Annotated in this window: 20 protein-coding genes and 3 tRNA genes; 4 read left to right on the forward strand and 19 right to left on the reverse strand. The window is 52.0% G+C overall.

The window, feature by feature from the left end:
* Nucleotides 1–28: 28 nt before the first annotated feature.
* The 14 genes from rlmB to nnr all read right to left on the reverse strand — a co-directional run bounded on the left by rlmB (nt 29) and on the right by nnr (nt 16,675).
* Nucleotides 29–769 carry a 23S rRNA (guanosine(2251)-2'-O)-methyltransferase RlmB gene (rlmB, locus tag ACMV8I_RS10890; RefSeq protein WP_498865238.1) on the reverse strand — a complete coding sequence of 247 codons (741 nt, stop codon included), beginning with the start codon at nt 767–769 and terminating at the stop codon, nt 29–31.
* Between the two features lie 178 nt (nt 770–947).
* On the reverse strand, nt 948–3,455 hold the full coding sequence (gene rnr, locus ACMV8I_RS10895) for a ribonuclease R (protein WP_498865239.1): 2,508 nt from the start codon (nt 3,453–3,455) through the stop codon (nt 948–950).
* A 41-nt stretch (nt 3,456–3,496) separates the two neighbouring features.
* Nucleotides 3,497–3,922 carry a nitric oxide-sensing transcriptional repressor NsrR gene (gene nsrR / locus ACMV8I_RS10900; RefSeq protein WP_498865240.1) on the reverse strand — a complete coding sequence of 142 codons (426 nt, stop codon included), beginning with the start codon at nt 3,920–3,922 and terminating at the stop codon, nt 3,497–3,499.
* A 228-nt stretch (nt 3,923–4,150) separates the two neighbouring features.
* Nucleotides 4,151–5,449, reverse strand: coding sequence for an adenylosuccinate synthase (locus tag ACMV8I_RS10905; RefSeq protein WP_498865291.1), 1,299 nt, complete (start codon nt 5,447–5,449; stop codon nt 4,151–4,153).
* 143 nt (nt 5,450–5,592) lie between these two features.
* The gene (locus ACMV8I_RS10910; protein WP_498865241.1) at nt 5,593–5,793 is read right to left on the reverse strand and encodes a DUF2065 domain-containing protein; all 201 of its coding nucleotides are present in this window, start codon (nt 5,791–5,793) and stop codon (nt 5,593–5,595) included.
* An 81-nt stretch (nt 5,794–5,874) separates the two neighbouring features.
* Nucleotides 5,875–6,873, reverse strand: coding sequence for a protease modulator HflC (hflC, locus tag ACMV8I_RS10915; protein ID WP_497230727.1), 999 nt, complete (start codon nt 6,871–6,873; stop codon nt 5,875–5,877).
* A gap of 2 nt (nt 6,874–6,875) precedes the next feature.
* On the reverse strand, nt 6,876–8,162 hold the full coding sequence (gene hflK, locus ACMV8I_RS10920) for an FtsH protease activity modulator HflK (RefSeq protein ID WP_498865242.1): 1,287 nt from the start codon (nt 8,160–8,162) through the stop codon (nt 6,876–6,878).
* A 33-nt stretch (nt 8,163–8,195) separates the two neighbouring features.
* Nucleotides 8,196–9,500: a ribosome rescue GTPase HflX gene (hflX, locus tag ACMV8I_RS10925; RefSeq protein WP_498865243.1), complete on the reverse strand. Its 1,305-nt coding sequence runs from the start codon at nt 9,498–9,500 to the stop codon at nt 8,196–8,198.
* Between the two features lie 98 nt (nt 9,501–9,598).
* Entirely contained in the window at nt 9,599–9,904 is a 306-nt protein-coding gene (gene hfq, locus ACMV8I_RS10930) for an RNA chaperone Hfq (protein WP_498865244.1), read from the reverse strand.
* A 114-nt stretch (nt 9,905–10,018) separates the two neighbouring features.
* Entirely contained in the window at nt 10,019–10,915 is an 897-nt protein-coding gene (miaA, locus tag ACMV8I_RS10935) for a tRNA (adenosine(37)-N6)-dimethylallyltransferase MiaA (protein ID WP_498865292.1), read from the reverse strand.
* Nucleotides 10,916–10,952: 37 nt separating this feature from the next.
* Nucleotides 10,953–12,866 carry a DNA mismatch repair endonuclease MutL gene (mutL, locus tag ACMV8I_RS10940; RefSeq protein ID WP_498865245.1) on the reverse strand — a complete coding sequence of 638 codons (1,914 nt, stop codon included), beginning with the start codon at nt 12,864–12,866 and terminating at the stop codon, nt 10,953–10,955.
* Between the two features lie 50 nt (nt 12,867–12,916).
* Nucleotides 12,917–14,674, reverse strand: coding sequence for an N-acetylmuramoyl-L-alanine amidase AmiB (gene amiB, locus ACMV8I_RS10945; RefSeq protein ID WP_498865246.1), 1,758 nt, complete (start codon nt 14,672–14,674; stop codon nt 12,917–12,919).
* 7 nt (nt 14,675–14,681) lie between these two features.
* Nucleotides 14,682–15,149 carry a tRNA (adenosine(37)-N6)-threonylcarbamoyltransferase complex ATPase subunit type 1 TsaE gene (gene tsaE / locus ACMV8I_RS10950; protein ID WP_498865247.1) on the reverse strand — a complete coding sequence of 156 codons (468 nt, stop codon included), beginning with the start codon at nt 15,147–15,149 and terminating at the stop codon, nt 14,682–14,684.
* Nucleotides 15,146–16,675 (reverse strand): bifunctional ADP-dependent NAD(P)H-hydrate dehydratase/NAD(P)H-hydrate epimerase, encoded by a 1,530-nt coding sequence (nnr, locus tag ACMV8I_RS10955; RefSeq protein ID WP_498865248.1) that lies wholly within the window; start codon nt 16,673–16,675, stop codon nt 15,146–15,148. Before nnr ends, tsaE begins: the two co-directional genes overlap by 4 nt.
* Between nnr and queG the strand changes: the two genes are divergently transcribed.
* On the forward strand, nt 16,674–17,861 hold the full coding sequence (gene queG / locus ACMV8I_RS10960; protein ID WP_498865249.1) for a tRNA epoxyqueuosine(34) reductase QueG: 1,188 nt from the start codon (nt 16,674–16,676) through the stop codon (nt 17,859–17,861). The two genes, nnr and queG, sit on opposite strands and share 2 nt — an antisense overlap.
* 302 nt (nt 17,862–18,163) lie before the next feature.
* On the opposite strand, the gene ACMV8I_RS10965 is transcribed toward queG, so the two are convergent.
* From ACMV8I_RS10965 to orn, 4 genes are all read right to left on the reverse strand, one after another.
* Nucleotides 18,164–18,239 (reverse strand) — tRNA-Gly (locus tag ACMV8I_RS10965).
* A gap of 76 nt (nt 18,240–18,315) precedes the next feature.
* Nucleotides 18,316–18,391 (reverse strand) — tRNA-Gly (locus ACMV8I_RS10970).
* A gap of 44 nt (nt 18,392–18,435) precedes the next feature.
* Nucleotides 18,436–18,511, reverse strand: a tRNA-Gly gene (locus tag ACMV8I_RS10975).
* A gap of 317 nt (nt 18,512–18,828) precedes the next feature.
* Nucleotides 18,829–19,374 (reverse strand): oligoribonuclease, encoded by a 546-nt coding sequence (gene orn, locus ACMV8I_RS10980; protein ID WP_498865250.1) that lies wholly within the window; start codon nt 19,372–19,374, stop codon nt 18,829–18,831.
* Between the two features lie 169 nt (nt 19,375–19,543).
* On the opposite strand from orn, the gene rsgA reads away from it, so the two are divergent.
* From rsgA to mscM, 3 genes are all read left to right on the forward strand, one after another.
* Entirely contained in the window at nt 19,544–20,581 is a 1,038-nt protein-coding gene (gene rsgA, locus ACMV8I_RS10985) for a small ribosomal subunit biogenesis GTPase RsgA (protein ID WP_498865251.1), read from the forward strand.
* 236 nt (nt 20,582–20,817) lie between these two features.
* Nucleotides 20,818–21,843, forward strand: a complete 1,026-nt coding sequence (asd, locus tag ACMV8I_RS10990; protein WP_498865252.1) for an archaetidylserine decarboxylase — start codon at nt 20,818–20,820, stop codon at nt 21,841–21,843.
* A gap of 38 nt (nt 21,844–21,881) precedes the next feature.
* Entirely contained in the window at nt 21,882–25,247 is a 3,366-nt protein-coding gene (gene mscM, locus ACMV8I_RS10995; RefSeq protein ID WP_498865253.1) for a miniconductance mechanosensitive channel MscM, read from the forward strand.
* 102 nt (nt 25,248–25,349) lie between these two features.
* On the opposite strand, the gene epmA is transcribed toward mscM, so the two are convergent.
* Nucleotides 25,350–26,327, reverse strand: coding sequence for an elongation factor P--(R)-beta-lysine ligase (epmA, locus tag ACMV8I_RS11000; RefSeq protein ID WP_498865254.1), 978 nt, complete (start codon nt 26,325–26,327; stop codon nt 25,350–25,352).
* Between the last annotated feature and the right edge of the window lie 137 nt (nt 26,328–26,464).

Genomic DNA, 26,464 nt, shown 5'->3' on the forward strand with positions numbered 1-26,464 from the left:
TTCTGGTATCTGACCCGTGCAGCCTGGGTCAGGCTTTCACTGCACGCTGACGCACGGCTTCGAACAGGCAGACGCCGGTCGCCACTGAGACGTTCAGCGAAGAGACAGAACCGGACATCGGGATGCTGATCAACTCGTCACAATGTTCGCGGGTCAGACGGCGCATACCTTCACCTTCTGCGCCCATAACCAGCGCCATAGGACCGGTCATTTTGCTTTGGTACAGAGTATGGTCAGCTTCACCTGCCGTGCCGACAATCCAGACATTGTGCTCCTGCAACACGCGCAGAGTGCGAGCCAGATTGGTCACGTTAATCACTGGTACATTTTCAGCCGCACCGCTGGCGACTTTTTTGGCAGTGGCATTCAGCTTCGCAGAACGGTCGCGCGGAACAATCACCGCGTGCACACCGGCGGCATCGGCAGTACGCAGGCAGGCACCGAGATTATGTGGATCAGTAACGCCGTCCAGCACCAGCAGGAACGGGCTGTCCAGACTTTCCAGCAGCGCAGGCAGATCGTTTTCCTGATACTGACGCCCTTCGCGGACGCGGGCAATAATGCCCTGATGTACCGCGCCTTCTGACTTCTCGTCCAGCAACTGGCGGTTCGCCACCTGAATCACAATGCCGCTGGCTTCCAGCTCATCGATCAACGGTTTCAGACGTTTATCATCACGTCCTTTCAGAATAAAAACTTCAAGAAAGCGCTGCGGATCGGTGTCGAGTAAGGCTTTAACGGAATGAATACCGTAGATAATTTCGCTCATGAGGCTCTTTAAAATAGAATTGCGGACAGCATGCTGCCCGCAATTTAACTAAGGTTACGGGCGATTCTATCATCGACTGCGTTGCCCTTCATACTTCGAGTTGCAGATGCGTTGGATGCACTTAGTTGTCTCCCTGCAACTCGAATTATTTTGGTATACAAACAATCGACTGAAAGGGTTAACTGTCAGACTGCTTTTTCTTCGCGCGCTTGGCTTTGGTGGCGTCCGCGATTTTCTGCGTCTGGTCAGAAGGCTTTTTGGCTTTCTTCGGTTTGCCGTCTTTGCCTACTGCGCTCGCCGCTTTCTCTTTCTTCGGTTTTGCCGATTTGGCTGCTTTTACATCGTCTTTACGGAATGCACTGTCCGGCTCGAAATTCGCGCCTTTCTTCGCCGTACGACGGCGTCCGGCGTTGGCAGGACTGTTCGGCCGCATAGTACGCTCGCCCGGTTTCTTAGCACGATCGCGGGCCGTTTTACCTTCACCACGTGGTTTGCGGCTGCTGGAAACCAGAGCAAAATCGATTTTACGCTCGTCCATGTGCACGGCTTCAACGCGGATTTCGACGGTATCGCCGAGGCGATAGACCATCCCGGAAGACTCACCGATCAGGCGCTGGCCGATATTGTCATAACGGTAGTAGTCGTTATCCAGCGTGGAGACGTGGACCAGACCATCGATGAACAAATCATTAAGGCGTACAAAGAAACCGAAGCCCGTGACGCTGGCGATGATCCCATTGAACACTTCGCCGACGTGATCCTGCATGAAGTCGCACTTCAGCCAGTCAGCCACGTTGCGGGTCGCTTCATCCGCACGGCGCTCGGCCATCGAACAATGCTCGCCCAATTGCAGCATGTCATTGTATTCACTATGCCAGCCGCCGGTTGGCGTCCAGCGATCTTTCAGCGTGCCGTGCTCTTTTGCCAACAGATACTTGATGGCGCGGTGCAGTGCGAGGTCAGGATAACGACGAATTGGTGAAGTAAAGTGACCGTATGACTGCAAAGCCAGACCGAAGTGTCCGCGATTTTCCGGATCATAAATCGCCTGCTTCATCGAACGCAGCAGCATGGTTTGCAGCATTTCCCGGTCAGGACGGCCAGCCAGCTCATCCATGATTTGGGCGTAGTCTTTAGGTTCAGGCTTCAGACCACCGCCCATCACCAGACCCAATTCACCCAGCACGCTTTTCAGCGCCGAAATGTGGTCGTCGCTCGGACGGTCATGAACGCGGAACAGCGCAGGCTCGTTATGTTTTTCAACAAAACGTGCAGCCGCGATGTTCGCCAGAATCATGCATTCTTCAATCAATTTGTGAGCGTCGTTACGCACGGTCGGTTCGACACGCTCGATACGGCGTTCTGCGTTAAAGATAAATTTGGCTTCTTCTGTTTCGAAGGCAATACCGCCACGTTCTGCGCGTGCCTGATCCAACGCTTTGTACAAGTGGTGCAGCTCTTGCAGGTGTGGAACCAGCGGGCTGTAATGTTCGCGCAGCTCTTCGTCACCATCAATAATGCGCCAGACTTTGTTGTACGTCAGGCGGGCGTGAGAGCTCATCACCGCTTCGTAGAATTTCGAACCGGTTAGTTTGCCCTGCGCTGAAATGGTCATTTCGCAGACCATACACAGGCGATCAACCTGCGGGTTAAGCGAGCAAAGTCCGTTGGACAGTACTTCCGGCAGCATCGGAACGACCTGCGACGGGAAATAAACGGATGTAGCACGGCTGCGCGCTTCGTCATCGAGCGCGGTACCATGACGGACGTAGTAACTGACATCGGCAATGGCAACCCATAAGCGCCAGCCGCCACCGCGTTTTTTCTCACAGAATACGGCGTCATCAAAGTCACGGGCATCTTCACCATCAATAGTGACCAGCGGCAAGGCGCGTAAATCAACGCGGCCTTTTTTGGCCTCTTCCGGTACCTGCTCACTCAGGCCTTCGACCTGTTTAAGCACCTGAGGTGGCCAGACGTGAGGGATTTCATGGGTACGCAGCGCAATATCCACCGCCATGCTGGTGCCCATTTTGTCACCGAGCACTTCAACAATTGTCCCGACCGCTTTGGTACGGCGCGTCGGACGCTGAGTCAGCTCAACAACCACCATATAGCCCATGCGCGCACCATTAATGGCTTCGGCTGGGATCAGGATGTCGAAACTAAGACGACTGTCGTCCGGTACCACAAAACCCGCGCCGGCATCAGTAAAGTAGCGGCCAACAATCTGGCTAACTTTAGGCACCACGACGCGAACGATACGGGCTTCGCGACGACCTTTGCGGTCAGTGCCAATAGGCTGTGCGAGAACCACGTCGCCGTGGATGCACATCTTCATCTGTTCAGCGGACAGATAAACGTCATCTTTTTTCACGCCTTCAAGACGCAGGAAGCCGTAGCCATCACGGTGACCAATCACCGTGCCTTTCAATAGGTCTAGACGCTCTGGTAACGCGTAGCACTGGCGGCGGGTGAAGACTAATTGGCCATCTCGTTCCATCGCCCGCAGGCGGCGGCGCAGGGCTTCCAGCGCTTCTTCACCAGATAAATTCAGTTCAGTGCTCAGCTCTTCACGGCTGGCCGGCGCTTCGCGCTTGGCGAGATGCTCAAGAATGAACTCACGACTCGGAATAGGTGATTCGTATTTTTCTGCTTCTCGTTCCAGGAATGGATCTTGTGACATAGCGGTTCCTCCGTTGTCATCAGCAGTTTGTTGAAACTCTTTCATTCAACAAGCAATAATTTGTAGAGCGTTGAATTGTCCCTGACCATGTCGGCCAGAGTGTACTGATTCAGCTCATCAAGAAAATGTTCAACAGCAGTGTGTAATATCTGCTTAAGTCGGCAAGCGGGCGTGATATGGCAGAAATCCCCTGCGCAATTCACCAGCGTCAAAGGTTCAAGTTCACGCACCACATCGCCAATACGGATAGTTTCAGCAGGTTTACCCAGCTTAATGCCACCATTCTTACCCCTTACAGCAGTGACCAGTCCAGCCCGGCTCAGCTGATTGATGATTTTCACCATATGATTTCTCGATACACCATAAACATCGGTGACCTGCGAAATGTTGGTCATCTGATCGTTTGGCAACGACGCCATATAAATCAGTGCCCTCAAACCATAATCAGTAAAACTCGTTAACTGCACACATACCTCTGGGTCGTAGTTTACCCGGTCTTTCTACGTCAACTATGACAACAGGGTGAAGAAGATAGTTTAAGTTTGCTATTAGATGATAAACCAGCCACGAAGTTTGCGGCTAATCATTTAGATAGTGGATGCTTTATGGAAAGTAAACAAGCGCAGGCGGGTAGAAAAAAACAAACCGGGCACGAGGCCCGGTTAGGATTCTATTACAGCCAACAAACGAGTCTTTTATGCGTCAAACGGGTCACGCAGGATCATGGTTTCGCTACGATCCGGGCCGGTAGAAATGATATCAATTGGAACTTCAGTCAATTCTTCAATGCGTTTGATGTAGTTAATTGCGGCTTGTGGCAATTTCTCAACTTCTTTCACGCCAAAGGTGGTTTCGCTCCAGCCTGGCATGAGTTCGTAGATTGGCTCGATACCTTCCCAGCCTTCTGCTGCCAACGGCGTAGTAGTCATTTCGCGGCCATCAGGCATGCGGTAACCGATACACAGTTTCACTTCTTTCAGGCCGTCAAGCACGTCAAGTTTGGTCAAACAAAAGCCAGACAACGAGTTGATTTGCACAGCACGTCGCACTGCAACAATGTCCAGCCAGCCGCAACGGCGACTACGTCCGGTGGTCGCACCAAACTCGTTACCTTGCTTACGCAGGAACTCGCCGGTTTCGTCGAACAGTTCAGTCGGGAACGGACCCGCGCCCACGCGTGTGGAGTACGCTTTAACAATACCCAGAACATAATCGACGTAACGTGGACCAATACCGGAACCCGTAGCAACGCCGCCCGCAGTGGTATTGGAGGAGGTGACATACGGATAGGTACCGTGGTCGATGTCCAGCAAAGTGCCCTGCGCGCCTTCGAACATGATCAGATCGCCACGCTTACGCGCACCGTCCAGCAGTTCGGACACGTCAACCACCATCGCAGTCAGGATGTCGGCAATCGCCATGACATCATCCAGCGTTTTCTGGTAATCAACAGCATCGACTTTGTAGTAGTTGACCAGCTGAAAGTTATGATAATCAACGATTTCTTTCAGCTTGATAGCGAAAGTTTCTTTGTTGAAGAGGTCACCAACGCGCAGACCACGACGGGCAACTTTATCTTCATAAGCAGGGCCAATGCCACGACCGGTGGTGCCGATGGCTTTATCGCCACGCGCTTTCTCACGCGCCATGTCCAGTGCAACATGGTAAGGCAGAATAAGCGGGCAAGCTTCAGACAGTAACAGACGTTCGCGTACAGGGATGCCACGAGCTTCAAGTTGGCCCATTTCTTTCATTAAGGCGTCAGGCGCCAGTACAACACCGTTGCCGATGATACTGGTGACGTTTTCACGCAAAATGCCAGAAGGAATTAAATGAAGAACGGTTTTTTCACCGTTAATAACCAGAGTATGACCGGCGTTGTGACCGCCCTGATAGCGCACAACATATTTAGCCCGTTCAGTCAGCAAGTCGACGACCTTGCCCTTCCCTTCGTCACCCCATTGAGTGCCTAGTACGACGACGTTCTTACCCATCTCAGAATCACCAGGTTGCTTAAAAAAGGATTCTAACATCTCAATCCTGGGTTTCCAGTACTTTTAGCATACGGTTGCGTGAATATTTTGGAATACGTGCTACGCGTCAAAGCGAGAAGTGACGGCCAATATGTAACAAACTGTCACCCACCGGCCTTATTACGCAACATGTAGTAAATTACGAAGCCGGCAACCACAAGTGCTCCACCAAAGCGGCGCAAAACACTGTCGGGAAGCTGAGTCATGGATTGGATCATTTTTCTCCATCCTTGCGGATAGAGCATCGGCCCCAGACCCTCCAGAACCAAAACCAACCCCAATGCTAACCATATACTCGAGTTCATTTGGCGAATCTCTCTGTGTGCTTATCAGGTCCACATAAAACAAAAGGCCCAGTTAAGGGCCTTTTGAACATCGACAAACCATTAAGGTTTGGTTTTATCCGGGGATTTCATAAAGCGGAAGAAGTCGTTATCCGGGCTTAATACCAAGACGTCGTTACCGCTCTTAAAGCTCTCTTCATAGGCCCGCAGGCTACGGATGAAAGCGTAGAAATCGGGAGCCTGACTGAAGGCATCAGCAAACAGTTTCGCTGCTTCGGCATCACCTTCACCGCGCGTTATACGAGCGGTACGTTCCGCTTCAGCCACGGTACGGGTTCTTTCATAGTCAGCAGTGGCACGCAGCTTCTCTGCTTCCTCTTTACCTTGGGAGATGTGGCGCAAGGCAACCGAGTTACGTTCAGCGCGCATACGGTCATAGATTGCACTCGACACCTCATCCGGCAGGTTGATTTGCTTGAGCCGCACATCAACCACTTCGATACCCAGTGCCGCCATACTGTTGGCATTCACCGCCGGCTGTTTACCTTTGGTTTCCTGTTCAACACGTTTGGCTACTGAGGCAATCGCATCATCAGCTTCCGTTGTAGCTTCCACTTCTTCAGTAGAACCATTGTTCAGCGCATCCCGGACATCCTGCGTCATACGCCCGCGGGAGTCAGTCACAATGTCTTTCACATCCAGACGCCCGATCTCAGAACGCAAACGGTCACTCAGTTTACGCTTCAGTAGAACTTCAGCCTGAGAGACATCACCACCACCGGTTGCCAGATAGTAACGGCTGAAATCGCTGATACGCCATTTTAGATAGGAGTCAACGATCAGATCTTTCTTCTCGCTGGTTACAAAGCGGTCAGCCTGATTGTCCATGGTCTGAATTCGCGCATCCAGAGTTTTCACTGATTCGACAAAAGGAACCTTGAAGTGTAAACCTGGCGCATAGACCAATGGCTTGTTGTCGCCGTCACGCAGTACTTTGCCGAAACGCAAAACGATGCCACGCTCGCCTTCCTGAACAACAAACAGTGAAGCATAAAGCGCCACCAGCACCACAACGACGATAAGTAAAAATGACTTACGCATTGTTATTCTCTCCCTACGCGAAGTGTATCGTCACGCTGTGCGTTGACACGGCGTTGGTCCATGACACTGCCAGAAGAACGGGAACCGCTGTCATTGGCACTGCTGCTACTTTTTACATTACCGTTTAAACCCGATACTGACGGTAAAAGCCCGCCCTGATCTTCGTTATTGGTGGTTGTGCTGGCATTATTGCCACGCAGCATTTGATCCAACGGTAACATCATCAGATTGTTACTCTTATCATTCACCAGAATTTTACGGGAATGGCTAAGAACACTCTGCATAGTTTCTATATAAAGACGCTCGCGGGTAATTTCCGGTGCTGCTTTATATTCAGGCAGTAATTTGGCAAAGCGCGCCACTTCACCCTGAGCCTCCAGGATGGTACGGGCTTTGTACGCTTTGGCATCTTCGAGCTTACGCTGTGCTTCACCATTAGCCTGTGGCTGAATCTGGTTGGCATACGCTTCAGCTTCACGGATAGATTGTTGCTCTCTTTCACGTGCGGCAATCGCGTTGTCGAAGGCGGCTTTCACCTCTTCCGGTGGACGCGCAGTCTGGAAGTTGACGTCCTGAATGGTGATGCCCATTTTGTACGGACGGATAGTTTCTTCCAGTACACGCTGAGTATCACTACGGACCGTGGTACGTCCTTCGGTCAGGATCTTATCCATAGTGTACTTACCGATAACGCCACGCAGCGCACTGTCAGTGGCCTGACTCAGGCTGTCGTCAGCATTAGCAACGCTGTACAGGTAGGCTTCAGGATCGGTGACCCGATACTGCACGTTCATTTCGACACGCACGACGTTTTCATCAGAGGTCAGCATGACGCCAGAGGCAGCAAGTTCGCGGACGGATTCGACGTTAACCGCACGAACCTGATCCACAAACGTTGGCTTCCAGTTCAGACCCGGTTGTACCAGATGGCTGAATTTACCAAAACGGGTAACAACGCCGCGCTCGGCTTCTTTGATGGTATAGAAACCAGTGGCAGCCCAGATGACAACAACCGCAACCGCAGCGATGCCGACGATACGCCCGCTCATGCTACTTTGCGGGCCCGATGTATTACCGGTCCCATCACCATTGCCCGAGCCTTTACCCCCGAAACTACTCAGTTTTTTACTGAGTTTACGGAAGATATCATCGAGATCCGGCGGGCCTTGTTCTCGGCCGCCCTTTTTATCGTTACCACCAGAATTATTTCCACCAGAGTTGCCGCTATTATTGCTGCTGCCCCAGGGGTCGCGGTCCTGTCCGTTATTACCGGGCTGATTCCACGCCATGTTATAGCTCCATTATTCTATGATTGGTGTTCTTCAGGCCAAATCAGACAGGTTCTGATTGCGGACATAGCCACTCAGTTCCTGTTCTTGTTTGCAGAGGCGGTGCCAGTCAACAATGGGCATTCGCACCATAAGACCGATATTTCCATCCTCTTCAATCCATTCTTTTTCAATAGCCTGAAGCTGGTAAAAACGGCTACGAAGGCGGCCAGCTTCTGGTGGTAAACGCAATTCATGCTGCGCTATTTCACCAGAGAGACGCTCCGTCAACGCCTGGAATAACAACGGAATACCTTCACCGGTCGCGGCTGAAAGCCAGACTCTGATCGGTAAATTATCCTCGTTGCGGTCGATACGCGGGATAAAACCATCCAACATATCTATTTTATTCATCACTAACAGCACAGGGATGTCATCTGCTTCAATTTCTGCCAGCACCGTATTGACCGCGTCGATATTTTCCTCAACGCGAATATCCGCTGCATCAATGACGTGCAGTAACAGAGTTGCCTGTCGGGTTTCCTGCAATGTTGCTTTAAAAGCAGCAACCAAATCGTGGGGCAGGTGACGAATAAACCCTACGGTATCCGCCAACACCGTTTCACCAACATCGGCAACCATGATCCGGCGCAGCGTTGGGTCGAGGGTGGCAAACAGTTGATCGGCCACGTAAACATCGGCCTCAGTTATACGGTTAAACAGCGTGGATTTACCGGCGTTGGTATAACCGACCAATGAAACAGTGGGAATATCAGCACGCATTCGCGAGCGACGCCCCTGTTCACGCTGTTTGGCGACTTTTTCAAGCCGACTGAGGATCAAAGTGATCCTATCGCGCAATAAACGACGGTCAGTCTCAAGCTGGGTTTCCCCCGGGCCTCTGGCACCAATACCGCCACCCTGACGCTCAAGGTGTGTCCAGCCGCGAACCAGTCGGGTAGCAATGTGGCGTAATTGCGCCAGTTCTACTTGTAACTTACCTTCGTGAGTTCGTGCCCGCTGGGCAAATATATCTAAAATTAAACCGGTACGATCGACCACGCGGCATTCGCACAACGCTTCCAGGTTTCTTTCCTGACCGGGCGTCAACGCATGATCAAACAGGATAACAGACGCGCCAGTTGCTTTAACGGCATCTGCAATTTCTTGGGCCTTTCCTTCACCTACAAAGTACTTAGGGTGCGGTGCCTTACGGCTACCCGTGACGACTTGGAACGTCTCTACACCTGCAGAAGATACCAACGACTCGAACTCGCTTAGGTCTTCTGTGTCTTTGTCTCGCGAGAAATAGATATGAACCAGTACGGCCTGCTCACCGGCTTCATAACGGTCAAACAAGCTGATGACCTCTCATTTGGGAAAAAACTGCCAGCCAGGGGCTCATAAGCATAATCGGACTACTTATGGGCCCCGTCATGGTTGACCCGCAATGCGCTTTATTCAGCGTCATCGCTTTCCTGCACAGGTTGCGCAGAAGGCGTACTACCCTGATGATAGTTGCTGGTACCACCACTGCTTGGATTATTACTATGGTGAGAAACCGGGCGGGAAGGCACAACGGTTGAGATCGCGTGTTTGTACACCATCTGGCTCACCGTGTTCTTCAACAGAATGACAAACTGATCGAAAGACTCAATCTGGCCTTGCAGCTTAATACCATTCACCAAATAAATAGAAACCGGAACACGTTCGCGACGCAATGCGTTCAGGAACGGATCTTGCAAAGATTGCCCCTTAGCCATTCTATCTTTTCCTTATTAGTTTGTTGTTTGTAACTCAGAGCCTATCGGCTCGAAAATAAATCACATCAAAAGTTTGCGCGTTGAGTACTAATCAATTGTACACAATCACCCAACCTATGCACTAACAACCTGAATTACACGGCGCAAGGCTTCGTCTGGCTTTTCACTGTCCAGCCATTCAACCCCCTCCCAACCTCGCAACCAGGTCATCTGACGTTTGGCCAGCTGTCGTGTCGCGCAAACGCCACGATAAACCATTTCATCGTAGTCGGTTTCGCCAGAAAGATATGACCACATCTGGCGATAACCCACACAACGAATGGAAGGCAAGTCCGTATGCAAGTCGCCCCGAGCTATCAGCGTTCTAACTTCATTTTCAAAACCATGCAACAACATCTGACTAAAACGTTGTTCTATACGTTCATGTAACAACTCGCGCTGAGTCGGTGCAATCGCAAACTGATGTACATCATACGGCAGCGATTCACCCGAGATCTTAGTCAGTTCGGTTAAAGTTTTACCTGAAATATAAAAAACTTCCAGTGCTCTGGACAGTCTCTGCGGATCATTCGGATGAATTCGCGTTGCCGCTACCGGATCTATCTCACGTAATTGGTGATGGAGGCTGTCCCATCCGTGCTCTGCTGCCTGCGTTTCTATGCGCTGCCGAATGGCTGGGTCCGCCGGGGGCAACGGCGAAAGGCCTTCTAATAACGCTTTGAAATACATCATCGTGCCACCGACTAAAAGCGGAATTTTATTCCGTGCGGTGATCTCAGCCATTTCCCGCAAGGCATCTGCGCGAAAATCAGCCGCTGAGTAAGCCTCTCTCGGATCGAGGATGTTGATTAAGCGGTGGGGTGCCTCGCGTAATTCCTCTTCAGTCGGTTTGGCGGTGCCGACATCCATACCGCGATAAATCAGCGCGGAATCCACACTGATAATATCGACCGGAAGATGGTCAAGTAATGAGATCGCCAGGGCCGTTTTGCCGGAGGCCGTCGGCCCCATAATGAAGATCGCTGGAGGTAAATGATGTGTATTCAAGTCAGTCACGCTTAAAAGCCGCCAGAGCAGGCTGTAAATCAATAGGTTGCAGAAGGCCAGACGGAGGCGATTTAACCAGTTTAGGGCAAAGGCGCTCTACGTCTGTGAGTAATTGTATCGCTTGTGAAATGGTCCAGACTTCGTGATCGCTGCCAGTGTGGCGGGCAAACCACATGGCTACCGCATCAGAAGTTACCTCCTGCTGAACAGCAAGATAGCCTAACAGGTCGGGTATCAACTTTTGTAAATTTTGTTGCCGTAAAGGTAAAGGTACTGCGCGTAAGGTCACACGCTGGTGATCAACCGTCATCTCGAGGCCAAATTTTTGCAACAACGCCTGATGACGAACAAACGCAGCACTCTCTTCTTTGTTTATGTGAAGTTTAAGTGGGATGAGTAAAGGTTGAGGACGCAACCCCTCTTCCGGCGGCGTTAATTGCGCTCGCTTCAGCCAGCGCTCCGCGATAGGCAGCGATAACAACACCAGCTGTTTCCGCCGTTCGAGCAACGCATATTCCGGCGCGTACACCGTCAGTACACGTCCGAAACTCTGGCTGTGCGAGTCCAACGCAGATTCAGGCAGCTGATTATGTGATATTTTTGGCGGCAACGACGCAGCAGGTTCCTCGACTTTCAGCACCTGCGTAGTCGATTGCAGTAAGCGCTGATACATATCGCCCTGCGGCTGGCTGTAAGACGGCTGGTCATCTTTAAACACGGCTTCACGTGGTTGACTGACGCGCGATGTCGCAGGAAAGACATTTTCACGCGCGGCGCGTGGCGCAGTTTCCCGCTTCGCAGCCGGTTGCGAGAAGTGATTGGCGCCTGCGGCTTGGCGGTTTTCAGGCTGCCAGCGCGGTGCATCAATTTCCACACCGTCTTCATCGACAAGAGTTCCAGCGAGCAGATCGGGTTTAGCGATCTGCTGCAACACCGTCATCACGGCCTGATAAATAAAATCATGCACTAACCGCGACTGATGAAAACGGACTTCATGTTTGGCTGGATGTACATTTACATCCACCTGATGCGGATCGACATCCAGATAAAGGACATACGCTGGCAGTTGGTCGTCTTTCAACTGGTCTTGGTAGGCCTGGCGGATTGCATGGTTGATAAGACGGTCTTTCATCATGCGATTATTGACATAGCAATACTGCATGTCTGTCAGGCTACGCGATCCGGCCGGATCGGCGACCCAGCCGTGGATCCCCATATCGCCATGTTCCCACTTCACCTCAAGCGCATGCTGTACAAAAGTCGGGCTACAGATAGCCGCCAGCCGTCGCGAAGATTGCGCCGGATCGGTCACTGCACGATATTGCCGTATCAGTTTGCCGTTGTGCGTGAGGTTAATGGCCACGTCAAAACGCGCCAGCGCAATGCGCCGGACCACTTCGTCGATATGAGTGAATTCAGTTTTCTCAGTGCGCATAAATTTGCGCCGGGCGGGTGTATTGAAGAACAAATCCAGTACTTCAACCGTAGAACCCTGTGGATGCGCCGCAGGTTTAATTGTAACGGCCATATCGCGGCCTTCGGCATACGCCTGCCAGGCTTCGGGCTGAGTTGCGGTGCGTGACGTCAGCATCAGACGTGAAACCGAACTGATGCTGGCCAGTGCCTCCCCACGAAAACCGAGACTGACAATCGCCTCAAGATCATCGAGGCAGCTGATTTTACTGGTGGCATGACGCGCAAGTGCGAGGGCCAGCTCATCTTTAGCAATGCCGCAGCCGTTATCACGGATGCGGATAAGCTTGGCACCGCCGCGATCGATATCAATATCTATACGCGTTGCGCCGGCGTCCAGACTGTTCTCCACCAACTCCTTCACCACCGAAGCCGGTCTTTCCACAACTTCACCCGCCGCTATCTGATTGGCTAATTGCGGGGGCAGAACCTGAATCGGCATAATGGCTCCAGAGATAAAACGCTACACTTCGCCGGTACCAACGAAGCAAATTATGACTGAGGAATGGTTAAATTTTGGCCGAGTTGCACCTCACCAGACTTCATGTGGTTGGCCGTTTTGATATCATTCATGCTGACACCATATTTCGACGCGATCGCCGACAGCGTATCGCCCCGTGTGACTTTGTGCTTCGCCGCTTTCTTTTTGGTCGCAGCGGTTTTCTGACTGTTTACCGATACCGCTTTAGTACCCGCCGGCACTTTCAACCGTTGTCCAACCCACACGCCGTCTTTCTTCAGCTTGTTCAAATCGCTCAGCGCGCCCGCAGTCGTACCATATTTAACGGCAATCCCGATCAGCGTTTCACCGCGTTTTACCTGATGAATCTGCGTTGCGCCGCCTGAGGCTGCCGTCGCTTCAACCGGCCCTGGCTGACTCATGGAACTGTTGACCGAAGCGCTGCTGTCAACCGCCGTTGCTGAGGCCAGCAACGGACGGTTTTCGACCTTTGGGCCGGATTGCAACGGATGCGACAGGAAATAACTGCGCAGGCCAGAGTAGATAGCCTGAGCAATTTTATCCTGATACGCGCTGCTACCAAGCAGCCGCTCCTCATTACCATTACTGATGAAGCCGGTTTCCACCAGCAAAGAAGGAATATCCGGTGAACGCAGTACGCCAAGGCTGGCATGTTCGGGTTTTGCTTTGTGCAATGCTCCAACACGGCGTAGCTGAATCAGCACTTTCGACGCCACGTCATAACCAACGCGCTGCGAATGGCCAAATTGTAAATCCAGCACCGCCTGGCTTAGGTAAGGATCAGCGGCGGTATTCGCCAACATGTCACCCGCACCACCAAGCAATTCAGATTGCTTCTCATGCTGCTCCAGCCAGTTACCCATTTCACTGTTGGCACGGCGGTTGGACAGTACCCAGACCGATGCTCCGGTGGCGCTGCGGTTAGGTGCAGCATCAGCATGAATAGAGACAAGCACGTTGGCGCCTTTCTTACGGGCAACGTCTGAACGTCCCATCACCGAAATAAAGTAGTCGCCATCACGAGTCAGTACCGGTTTAAACATCGGATCGCTTTCGAGTTTGGCTTGCAGCTTACGGGCAATGGCAATCGTGACATTTTTTTCTTTCAGGCCATTAGCGCCAATGGCTCCCGGATCTTGCCCACCATGCCCGGCATCAATTGCCACAATCACTTGATTGCTGCTGTCACTGCCGAGAGTTCGCGGCGTTGGTGTAACGTCTGACTTAGGCTCTTGGGTCACTGCCGTCAGTTGACTGCCAACAAAGGGGTTTGGTTCACTGTTTTTCGCCGTTAAAGCCGCATTTGGCGATGGTGTTGACGTCACCGTATTTAGCGGAACAGAACGTCTCGCGGATGCTGTGGCGGCAGCGTTCATCGTGAAAACAACGTTATTTCCCTGAATCACCGAATTGGTTTTCACTTTTTGCGTCAGCTCAAACACCAGTCGCTGGCTTTGAGCATCTTGTGCATTACTGGAACGCACCCGCTTCACCAGATTCTGACCATTAAAATTCAGCGGCAGACCTTTCATTACACCGCTTTGTTTAACATCGATCACCACCCTTTCAGGGTTGTGCAGCGGAAAGAAGGCGTAGTCAGGCTTCCCATCAAAAGTAATGGTGATGGTCGATTGGGTGGATCCGTTGGAAACATTAATGTTTTTCATGCCTGCTGCCGATGCAGACAATGGTGCCAAGGCAGCAAACAGCAAAATCGACGATAAAAACAGCGTCGTAGTAAGGAAAATCTTTTTGAAGCAATCACTCATCGCACGATCATCCTTGCTGTTGTACCAGATGCAATAGACTTATTCCGCAGGCAGAAACCCCTTTCAGGGTTGCCTTGCGCCCATCAGTCTGATATTCCAGTGTTAATTCAATATCGGGTTCAGGAAGAACTCCGGTACCCTGCTGCGGCCATTCAACCAGACAGATAGCGTCTTGGGCAAAATAATCACGAATGCCCATAAATTCCAGCTCTTCCGGGTCCGCAAGACGGTACAGATCAAAATGGTATACCGCCATCGGATGTAACTGATAAGGCTCGACCAGAGTATATGTGGGGCTTTTTACATTACCCTGATGCCCAAGCGCCTGAAGAAAACCACGGCTAAAGGTTGTTTTTCCGGCACCTAGATCGCCGAAAAGATGAATAACTGTCGCACCAGTGCAAGCTTTGGCCACAGTGGCACCCAGTTTAAGCGTTGCTGCTTCGTCCGGCAGAGAGAGTTGTAGTTGATTCATTGGGTGATATCTTTTTTCTTCAGATCAGGATTAACTAACGGAGCAATTACCGCTAAAAGATCGGTCGCCAACATACCGCGTGTACCGCGCAAAAGGGCTATCTGGTCAGCGGCTGCGCCGTGCACCACCGCACCCGCACAGGCTGCGTCAAACAGCGAAAGTTGTTGAGCCAACAATCCGCCGATAATACCAGAAAGTACGTCGCCCATGCCGCCGGTAGCCATGCCTGCGTTGCCGACGTCGGCCAACGCTATCGGCCCACCATTCTCTGCAATCAACGAGCCCGCACCTTTGAGGAGCACGACACCGCCGTAGCGTTCTGTCAGCTTGCGCACTGCAAGTAAGCGGTCACTCTCAATATCTTTCACCGAACATCCCAGTAAACGAGCCGCTTCGCCGGGATGGGGCGTTAACACGCGATTTTGCCGTTTCTGCGGTGTGATTGCCAGCAAGTTCAGAGCATCGGCATCGAACAGGGACGGTTTAGTGCTCTCAGATACCTGTTTGAACGCCGCTTTACCCCAGGCTCTCTGCCCCATGCCGGGGCCAACTACCACGACATCGGCCCACTCAAGGCCGATTGCCAGTGACTTTTCATTCAGTTCCTGCACCATAAGTTCAGGCCTGGCGGTCAAAAGCGGCCCAGCGTGCTGTTTGTGAGTAAGTACTCGCACCATTCCGGCTCCAGCCCGCAATGCCGCTGCTGACGCCATAAGGATCGCTCCTGCGAAACCGATATCGCCGCCAACTACCAGTAAATTACCGTGATCGCCCTTATGCGAGCATGGCCGGCGGGGATGTAACCAGTCACCCAGTTGGGTGGCATCAAGTCGCTGTAAAACCGCTGGATACCCACCCAGCCAGCTGCGTAAGCCAAGAGATTCGCAATGTAATTTCCCAACGTGATCGCGTGCTTTACCTGTCAGCAGACCGGGTTTGAGGGCAATGAAACAGAGGGTCAGAGCAGCCTGCACCGCTTTACCAGGCACAGTACCCTTGTCTGCATCAAGACCCGAGGGAATATCCAGGGACAACGCAGGGGCTTCATGAGCATTGATCGCAGCAATCAGCGCGTCATAGGGCGCGCGAGGCGCTGAAGTTAAACCGGTCCCGAGCAGCGCATCAATAATCAGATCAACGTCGGGTGGCCAGCACGTATCGGCTGCACCGACCGCACCACCGGCGCTGAGCCACGCATTGTGCGCTGTCTGAGCTTCATCAGGTGAGGGCTTATCACTTTTCACCGCCAAAAGCGTCACGCTTATACCCGCCGATTTCGCCAGCCGCGCGACTTCATACCCATCACCACCGTTATTGCCATGTCCGCACAGCACCAGCCAGTGCCGGGCTGTGGGGAACGTCGTCCGTGCCAGATGAAATGCCGCCGCCCCCGCGCGCTGCATCAGCGTGAACAAAGAAATGCCGATTTCCTGCGCAGCATGACTTTCCGCCTGACGCAGCCAGTCCGCAGAAAAGACAGAATGTGGTAAACTCTGCGCGTTACGTTCTTCACTTTGGTTAGTCATGACACTCCCTCTTGATCTCATTCAGCTGGCCCGGCTTATCAAGCAATGGGGCGAATCCCTTGGCTTCCAGCAGATCGGTATCTGCGATACCGATCTTTCTGCTGAAGAGCCAAAATTGCAGGCATGGCTTGATAAACAATACCATGGCGAAATGGAATGGATGGCACGTCACGGCATGCTGCGCGCGCGCGCGCATGAACTTCTGCCCGGCACGCTACGAGTCATCAGCGTTCGAATGAATTATCTGCCCGCCAAAGCCGCATTCGCCAAAACACTGAATAACCCTGAGCTGGGCTACGTCAGCCGTTACGCGCTCGGGCGCGATTATCATAAGTTGCTGCGGCAACGCCTGAAGAAACTCGGCGATAAAATCCAGGCTCATTGCACTGAACATGCTGATTCAATAACAATTGATGGTCAGCAAAAGCATGGCACAGAAATCACTTTCCGGCCTTTCGTCGATTCAGCGCCGATTATGGAACGCCCACTGGCGGCGAAAGCAGGGATCGGCTGGGTTGGTAAACACTCACTTATTCTCAACCGCGAAGCTGGCTCGTGGTTCTTCCTCGGTGAATTGCTGATTGATTTACCGCTGCCGGTTGACCAGCCTCAGGAAGAAAAATGCGGCAAGTGTGTCGCCTGCATGACTACCTGCCCGACCGGTGCAATTGTTGCGCCTTACACCGTGGATGCGCGGCGCTGTATTTCTTATCTGACGATTGAACTGGAAGGGGTGATCCCGGAAGAGTTCCGCAAACTGATGGGTAACCGCATCTATGGTTGTGATGATTGTCAGCTGATTTGCCCATGGAATCGTTATTCGCAGCTTACCGACGAAAAAGATTTCACCCCGCGTGCCGCATTACATGCGCCGGAGCTTATCGATCTCTTTGCCTGGAATGAGGAAAAGTTTTTGCGAATAACTGAAGGTTCACCTATCAGGCGCATCGGTCATTTACGCTGGCTGCGTAATATTTCGGTCGCATTGGGCAATGCACCTTATGCAGAAAATGTGCTTTTGGCGCTGCAAACGCGACGAGGCGAAAATAGCCTGCTGGACGAACATATTGAATGGGCTATAGCGCAACAGATGGAAAGACGGAGTGAGAATCAGGTGGAAGTGCAATCTTCCCAGATTAAACGCCTGATTAGAGCGGTCGAAAGAGGTTTGCCACGCGATGCATAAGTGTCAATTACAAACGTTACAATGCCACCTTTTTATCTGTGCATAAAAATATAAATGCTTTGACAATCAAGTGCAAAAGAAAGAGCAAGTGATCAAGATAACGTTTTTTCATAAAAAAATATCGTTTTAATTCAGCAGCTTATTTTTTGACAATATAAATCGGCCAAAAAATGTACTGTGTGAAAATTCAACGAAAACTGTGGATAAGTCTGTTCAAAAAGTTACTACAAAGAATGTAAAGTGATGACGTAACGCGCCTGCAAGTGGCGTGCTGTCTGGCCTGGAGATTGAATGAATAAAAATGGAGCGGGAAACGAGACTCGAACTCGCGACCCCGACCTTGGCAAGGTCGTGCTCTACCAACTGAGCTATTCCCGCATTGAGATGCTTGATACATCCTGCTGTTAACTGGTTTGTTGGAAAACCACAGCATCACTTCTGAAGATACAAATTTTGGAGCGGGAAACGAGACTCGAACTCGCGACCCCGACCTTGGCAAGGTCGTGCTCTACCAACTGAGCTATTCCCGCGTCGCATGGAACTTTTTTCTAACCTTGATCAACTACTTAAAATTTGGAGCGGGAAACGAGACTCGAACTCGCGACCCCGACCTTGGCAAGGTCGTGCTCTACCAACTGAGCTATTCCCGCTCTGCGCACTCAACGAAATTGTTCATCGGTACGGGGTGCGCATTATACGAGAAATCCGCCCCCTCGCAAGCCCCTGAAAGCAAAAAAACGTGTTTTTCGTTCAAGTGCCGATTAAAAGAACAAACCGGCGATTTAAGCAGCAAGTCGGGGGGATTTGATGTTCTTCAATAGGTTAAAAATATTTTAACAATAAATACCCTAAAACATTCGAGTGGCGCGAAGGCCGCAAACTCACGAATTCCGATGAGCTGACATGAATCAGTTATTCGGGTAAGAGTATGCAGCTAACGCATCTGCGGCTTGAGGATGACGGACATTTAGAGTTGGATGAAATGCTCGCGGTAATACGCCAGTTCTGCCACGGATTCACGAATATCATCCAACGCCTGATGGGTATTCTGTTTTTTAAAACCACCCAGTACTTCGGGTTTCCAGCGGCGCGCCAGCTCTTTCAGCGTACTGACATCCAGATAACGATAGTGGAAGTAGGTTTCCAGCTGTGGCATGTATTTGAACAGGAAACGGCGGTCCTGCCCGACACTGTTACCACAAATCGGTGATTTACCTTCAGGTACCCACTGTTGCAAGAACTCGATAGTTTTCAGCTGCGCCGTATTGTCATCAAAGGCACTGGATCTGACCCGCTCGACCAAACCGCTGCCGGTATGAGTACGCACGTTCCAGTCATCCATCAGCGCCAGCTGTGCATCTGACTGATGAACTGCCATTACAGGACCTTCGGCCAAAATATTCAGATTGGCATCGGTCACCAGGGTGGCAATCTCAATGATGCGGTCACGTTCAGGGTCGAGCCCGGTCATTTCCAAGTCGATCCAGATTAAGTTGCTGTCATTTCCTGTCATGATATTTCCTGTTAACGGTCAGTCATTGATGCTATTGCATCAACAATCAGAAGTTTGTGAGAGACACGCCGAGTAACCGCCTGCCAGCAACGGTTAATAAATACGAAATAACTGGTATCATAGACGTTTTGGTCGCAACGAGCGATTAAAGCCAGTCAAGTGAGGCGCAGTGACTAAGTCAAAACTGTCCAAAGGGCAACAACGTCGCGTTCAGGCTAACCACCAGCGTCGTCTGAAACCGACCGACAAACGTAAAGAGCTGGACGACTCGCTGCATGGCGCACCGCAAGACGGCGTAGTGATCAGCCGTTTCGGCATGCATGCGGACGTTGAAGCTGCCGACGGCAGCCAGCACCGTTGTAATATTCGCCGAACTATCCGTTCCTTGGTTACCGGCGACCGGGTCGTCTGGCGCGCAGGCGAGAATGCCAGTGTCAAAGGCATCGTAGAAGCAGTACATGAGCGTACTTCCGTACTGACTCGGCCTGATTTCTATGACGGCGTAAAACCTATCGCTGCTAACATTGACCAAATCGTCATTGTTTCCGCCATTTTACCCGAGCTGTCACTCAATATTATCGACCGCTATCTGGTGGCCTGTGAAACAGTGGAGGTTGAGCCGCTGATTGTACTCAACAAAATTGACCTGCTCGACGACGAAGGCCGCAAGTTCGTCGAAAGTATGATGGATATCTACCGCAAAATTAATTATCGCGTGCTCGAAGTTTCCAGCCAGACCGGCGAAGGGATGCCCGCGTTTGAAAGTGCTCTGATCGACCGTATCAGCATCTTTGCTGGCCAATCTGGAGTGGGTAAATCCAGCCTGCTGAATGCATTGCTGCCGCCAGAAGAGAAGCAGATCGTTGTGAATGTAGTGTCCGACAACTCAGGTCTCGGCCAGCACACCACGACGGCCGCCCGGCTTTATCACTTCCAGCATGGCGGTGACGTCATCGACTCCCCTGGGGTGCGCGAATTCGGTCTGTGGCATCTGGCCCCGGAACAAATCACGCAGGGCTTTATCGAATTCCGCCCATTCATGGGTTACTGTAAATTCCGCGACTGCAAACATGGCAGCGATCCAGGCTGCGCCATTCGTGATGCCGTAGACCGTGGAGACATCGCCGAAGAGCGTTTCGATAACTATCACCGCATTCTGGAAAGTATGGAAGACGTAAAAACACGTAAAAACTTTGATGCGTTATAATAGCTAACTGATTGAATTGTTAGACGATGAGCTTAATTGTTAGCCCGTCGTTTAACAGGATTGATTAGCAGGTATTGAAGCGATGATTTACCCTCGTTACAATCCGCAGCCTTAAACTGAGTCGCTACATTAAAACGGCCGACCATCACGCTCAGTGGTGCTCTGATTCAGAGTGCCTGCCTATTTTCCGCGCCGTTATATTCTCGGTGCGATGACATCACCCAAGAGGTTTCCCCGTGCTGGACAGTATCAAAATCAAACTTCAATACTTACTTCCTAAACAAGGATTGACCCGTCTGGCTGGCTGGGGCGCAGAGAAGCGTGCCGCGATGCTGACGCATTGGGTTATTAAAGGCTTTGCACGCTATTACAATGTCGATATGAAAGAAGCCAGGGATCCTGACCTGAAATCCTACCCAACCTTCAATGCTTTTTTCGTACGCCCACTACGCGATGGCGCACGCCCGGTTGTTAGTGGTTTAGATATGCTATGCCTGCCCGCTGATGGCGCAGTCAGCCAGTTAGGTGCCATAACCGACGGTAAACTTTTCCAGGCCAAAGGCCATTTTTACTCGCTGGAAGCATTGTTGGCAGGAAATTACACGTTGGCTGAGCAGTTCAAAGAGGGGCAGTTTGCTACCATTTATCTGGCGCCACGCGACTACCACCGCGTACATATGCCATGCGACGGTGTACTGCGTGAAATGATTTATGTTCCGGGCGATTTATTCTCGGTTAACCCGCTGACCGCAGCTAATGTTCCGAATTTATTTGCACGCAATGAACGAGTCATCTGCCTGTTTGATACTGAATTTGGCCCTATGGTACAGATTCTGGTGGGTGCAACCATTGTAGGCAGCATCGAAACCGTATGGGCAGGCTGTGTAACGCCACCGCGCGAAGGCATTATCAAACGCTGGACCTACCCTGCAGCGGCTAATGAGGGCGCTATCGCACTCGAGAAAGGCCAAGAGATGGGTCGCTTTAAACTGGGCTCAACCGTCATCAACCTGTTTGCAGCGGGCCAGATCAATTTCATGCCACAACTGAGCAACGGTACCATCACCCGCATGGGCACACCTTTTGCAGAAGCCATTCGCCAAGGTGCCACGGTTAAAACTGAAACTGTTGTCGTCAATGTTACAAAAACCGATCCCGTCGTTGTTAATGACATCAATGCGCCGACAGAAACTACGCCCGCTCCGGCAGGTATGGCGCAGGCCGGAGTGACAAAGCCGGCACCACCACCGCAAGAGATCTGACACCTTCCCAGCCCCAACAGATTAAAAGGAAATATTGAGTGCGTCTGATCCCTGCGTTACTGATGAGTTTACTGCTGGCCCTGCCGATGATAGCCAGCGCGGTGCCGTCGGAGGATCAGCTCAAACAAGAGCTGAAACAGGCTGAAGCCAATAAGGAAATGGCAAATCAGGCCCAGGTGGTCGAAGCATTACAAAACGCACTGAACTGGCTGAGCGAAGCGCGTGCCTCATCGGTACGCGCCGAGCAGTATCAGAAAGTGATCGATGACTTCCCGAAGCTGACTCAGGGTTTACGCCAAGAGTTACAAGCGCAGGGTGATACGCCACTGCCGGTAGATAACAGCCTGACGGCTGCTCAGCTGGACCAGCAAATCCTTCAGGTCAGCAGCCAACTACTGGAAGAAGCCCGGCAGTTGCGACAAGAGCAGGACCGTTCACGCGACATCAGCGACTCCCTTAGCCAAATCCCACAGCAGCAGTCAGAAGCCCGCAATGCGCTCAGCGATATTGAACAGCGCATGCAGTCCAGCGTCACATCCGGCAATATATCGCAACTTGCCCAGGCGCAGATGAATGCGTTACAAGCTGAGTCTGCCGCGCGAAAAGCCAAAGTGGACGAACTGGAACTGGCTCAGCTTTCGGCGAGTAACCGGCAGGAATTGTCGAGAATGCGCGCAGATTTGTATAAAAAACGCCACGATCGTCTCGATCAGCAACTTCAGACATTACGCAATAATCTCAACAGCCAGCGCCAACGCGAAGCCGAGCAGGCCATTGAAAAAACCGAACTACTGGCAGAGCAGATCGGTGAGCTTCCCGCCTCCGTCAATAAGCAGCTACAAGCCAACCGCGAGCTCTCTCTGGCGTTGAATCAGCAGGCGCAGCGCATGGACTTGATCTCCTCGCAGCAACGTCAGGCTGCCGCCCAAACCCTGCAGGTCCGCCAGGCATTGACCACTATCCGTGAACAGGCTCAGTGGCTGGGCGCATCAAATCTGCTGGGTGAAACCCTGCGGGCGCAGGTGGCCAAATTGCCTGAAGTGCCCAAGCCGCAACAGTTGGACCGGGATATGGGCCAGTTACGCGTTCAGCGCCTGCACTACGAAGACCTGCTCGATAAACAGGCACTCTTGCGGCAGGCGCGTCAGGACGATGGCACACCGCTGACGGCCGCACAGCAGAAAATCCTCGATGCGCAACTGCGCACCCAAAGTGATTTACTCAATTCGTTGCTTTCCGGATGTGACTCGCAAATATTGGAGCTCACCAAGCTGAAGGTGGCAAACAGCCAACTGGTTGAGGCACTCAACGATATTCATGAAGCAGCTCACCGCTACCTGTTCTGGGTTGCTGACGTCAGTCCTATTAGCTTCTCTTATCCGCTGCAGGCAGCACATGACCTGACCCGTCTGCTGTCGCTGGACACCCTGTCACAGCTCAGCAGCGCCTCGCTGATGATGGTTACCAGCAAAGAGACGTTAATACCTCTGTTTGCCGCCCTGATTCTGGTGATTGTCAGCATCAGTTCACGCCGCCACTATTACGCATTTTTGGATCGATCCAGCAGCCGGGTCGGTAAAGTCACACAGGACCATTTCTCCCTGACAATGCGGACCGTATTCTGGTCCATTCTGGTGGCACTGCCGCTGCCGGTACTGTGGGCCGCGCTCGGCTTTGGGCTGCAAAGCGCATGGCCTTATCCCATTGCCGTCGCTATTGGCGATGGGGTTACCGCCACCCTGCCTATCCTGTGGGCCTTTATGATAAGTGCAGCGTTGGCACATCCCCAGGGATTATTCGTGGCACATTTCGGCTGGCCGCAGCGTGCAGTTTCCCGTGCAATGCGCTATTACATGATGTCAATCTGGCTTATTGTGCCGCTGATCATGGCGCTTATCACCTTCGATAATCTCAATGACCGTGAGTTCTCCAACACCCTTGGCCGTTTATGCTTCGTCCTGCTTTGTCTGGCGCTAAGCCTGGTTACCCATAGCCTGAAACGCGCCGGCATCCCGCTCTATCTGGATAAGAAAGGCAATGGAGAAAATCGGCTCAACAATACTCTCTGGTGGCTTCTGTTAAGCGCACCAATGGTGGCTGCACTCGCGTCACTAATGGGCTATCTGGCGACGGCGCAGGCGCTGTTGGCAAGGCTCGAAACATCAGTGGCTATCTGGTTCGTCCTGCTGGTGATTTACCATATTATCCGGCGCTGGATGCTTATTCAGCGTCGCCGTATTGCCTTTGAGCGTGCGAAACAGCGACGTGCAGAAATGCTTAGCCAACGCGCACGCGGTGAAGAAGAGTCGCAGCACGCTAACAGTAACGAAGGCACAGTCGAGATCGAGGAGCCGGAAGTGGATCTCGATACGATCAGCGCCCAGTCTCTGCGTTTGGTGAGATCTATTCTGACCATGATCGCTTTTGTTTCGGTGATCTTCTTGTGGTCAGAGATCCACTCTGCATTCTCCTTCCTTGAGAATATCCATCTCTGGCAGGTCTCTTCGGTCAGTCAGGGTGTGGAAAGCATGCAGCCGATCACTCTCGGCGCGGTGTTGATCGCCATTCTGGTGCTGATCATCACCACACAGCTGGTGCGAAATTTGCCTGCGCTACTGGAGCTGGCGCTGTTGCAGCATCTTGACCTGACGCCAGGCACTGGTTACGCCATTCTCACGATCACCAAGTACGTACTGATGATCGTGGGTGGCGTGAGTGCTTTCTCGCTGTTAGGGATCGAATGGGCGAAGTTACAGTGGCTGATCGCCGCACTGGGTGTAGGTCTTGGATTTGGTTTGCAGGAGATCTTTGCCAACTTTATTTCTGGTCTGATCATTTTGTTCGAAAAACCTATTCGCATCGGCGATACCGTGACGATCCGCAACCTGACCGGCAGCATCACCAAGATCAATACCCGTGCAACCACCATCGCTGACTGGGATCGCAAAGAGATCATCGTTCCAAACAAGGCATTTATCACCGAGCAGTTTATCAACTGGTCGTTGTCTGACTCAGTCACTCGTGTGGTATTAACGGTTCCGGCGCCCCCGGAAGCCAACAGCGAGGAAGTCACTCAGATCCTGCTTAGCGCAGCACACCGTTGTTCGCTGGTGCTTGACAACCCGGCACCAGAAGTCTATCTGGTCGATTTGCAGCAAGGTATTCAGATCTTTGAACTGCGTATGCACGCCGCCGAGATGGCGCACCGTATGCCGTTGCGCCATGAAATCCACCAACTCATTCTGGCTGGCTTCCACGAGCACGGCATTATACTGCCATTCCCACCGTTCCAGGTCCGTATGGAAACCCTTCGCCGTGCGCAAAATGGCAGCAATGCTACATTCACCACCTCAAGCAGCGGCAACATGACCAGCAACAGTGCCCGCTCACCCGGTGATTTGTAACTCAACACACCTGACTGAGTTACCCACGAAAAGACAAAAGGCCGGCAATTTACATTGCTGGCCTTTTGTAACGACTTCCGCTGTATTCCAGAGTATTACCTGTCAGGCTCTCATCACCGGGAATGCCAGGATCTCGCTGAGGCAATCGGCCCCTAATGCAATCATAATCAGGCGGTCAACGCCCAGTGCCACGCCAGAGCATTCTGGCATGCCGTGTTCCAACGCATCGAGCAGGTTTTTATCCACTGGCTGCACGGGTAAACCACGCGCGGAACGCTTCTTGTTGTCTTGTGCAAAACGCTGACGCTGCTCGCGGCTATCGGTCAACTCGCGGAAACCATTCGCCAGCTCCACACCTTTGTAATAAACCTCAAAGCGTTCCGCCACACGATGATCTTCGGTGCTGATTTCAGCCAAAGAAGCCTGTGTTGCCGGAAAATGGTAAACAAACGCCGGCTTATCGCGCCCTATATGTGGCTCAACGCCCATGGCGAATAGCAGCTGCAGCAGCGTATCGCGATCTTCTTCGGTGTCAGCAATGTTCGACAAATCGAGTTTTGCCGCCGCTTCACGCAGTTGGGTTTTGTCGGCGGAGAGCGGGTCAACGTCGAGGTGACGAGTAAACGCCTGCTGATAAGAGAGGGTTTCAGCCGTTTCGCAGTCCAGCACTTGTTGCAGTAAGTCATCCACTTCATTCATCAAGCGATACATATCATAACGTGGGCGGTACCACTCCAGCATGGTAAATTCAGGATTGTGGTAGCGTCCCGCTTCTTCATTACGAAAACTTTTACCCATCTGATAAATCGGCCCGCTGCCCGCTGCCAGCAGTCTCTTCATATGGTATTCAGGGCTGGTCATCAGATACAGCGTCATGCCATCAGCTGCACCTGGTCCTACAAACCGGGTCTCGAAAGGCACCAGATGAACATCAGTCACTGTCGCTTGGCTCATCGCCGGTGTTTCCACTTCTAATACGCCACGATCGGCAAAAAAACGTCGAATCTCAGCGACGATTGCCGCGCGCTTCAACAAATTGGCGATAGGAGCACTGGGTTGCCAGCTTGCTGTTTCGCTCATGGTTCTTAACTCCGAAGTGATAAAGGGCATGCAGTCTACCTGCATCCATACGGGCAAACAAATATCTCATTCTGCGTCCCAAATCGGCAACAGAGGATACATAAAGCTGAAATCAGCGTTTACATCAAATTTCCCGC

Origin of the sequence: Ewingella sp. S1.OA.A_B6 (assembly GCF_049889095.1) — a bacterium.
GTDB lineage: Bacteria > Pseudomonadota > Gammaproteobacteria > Enterobacterales > Enterobacteriaceae > Ewingella.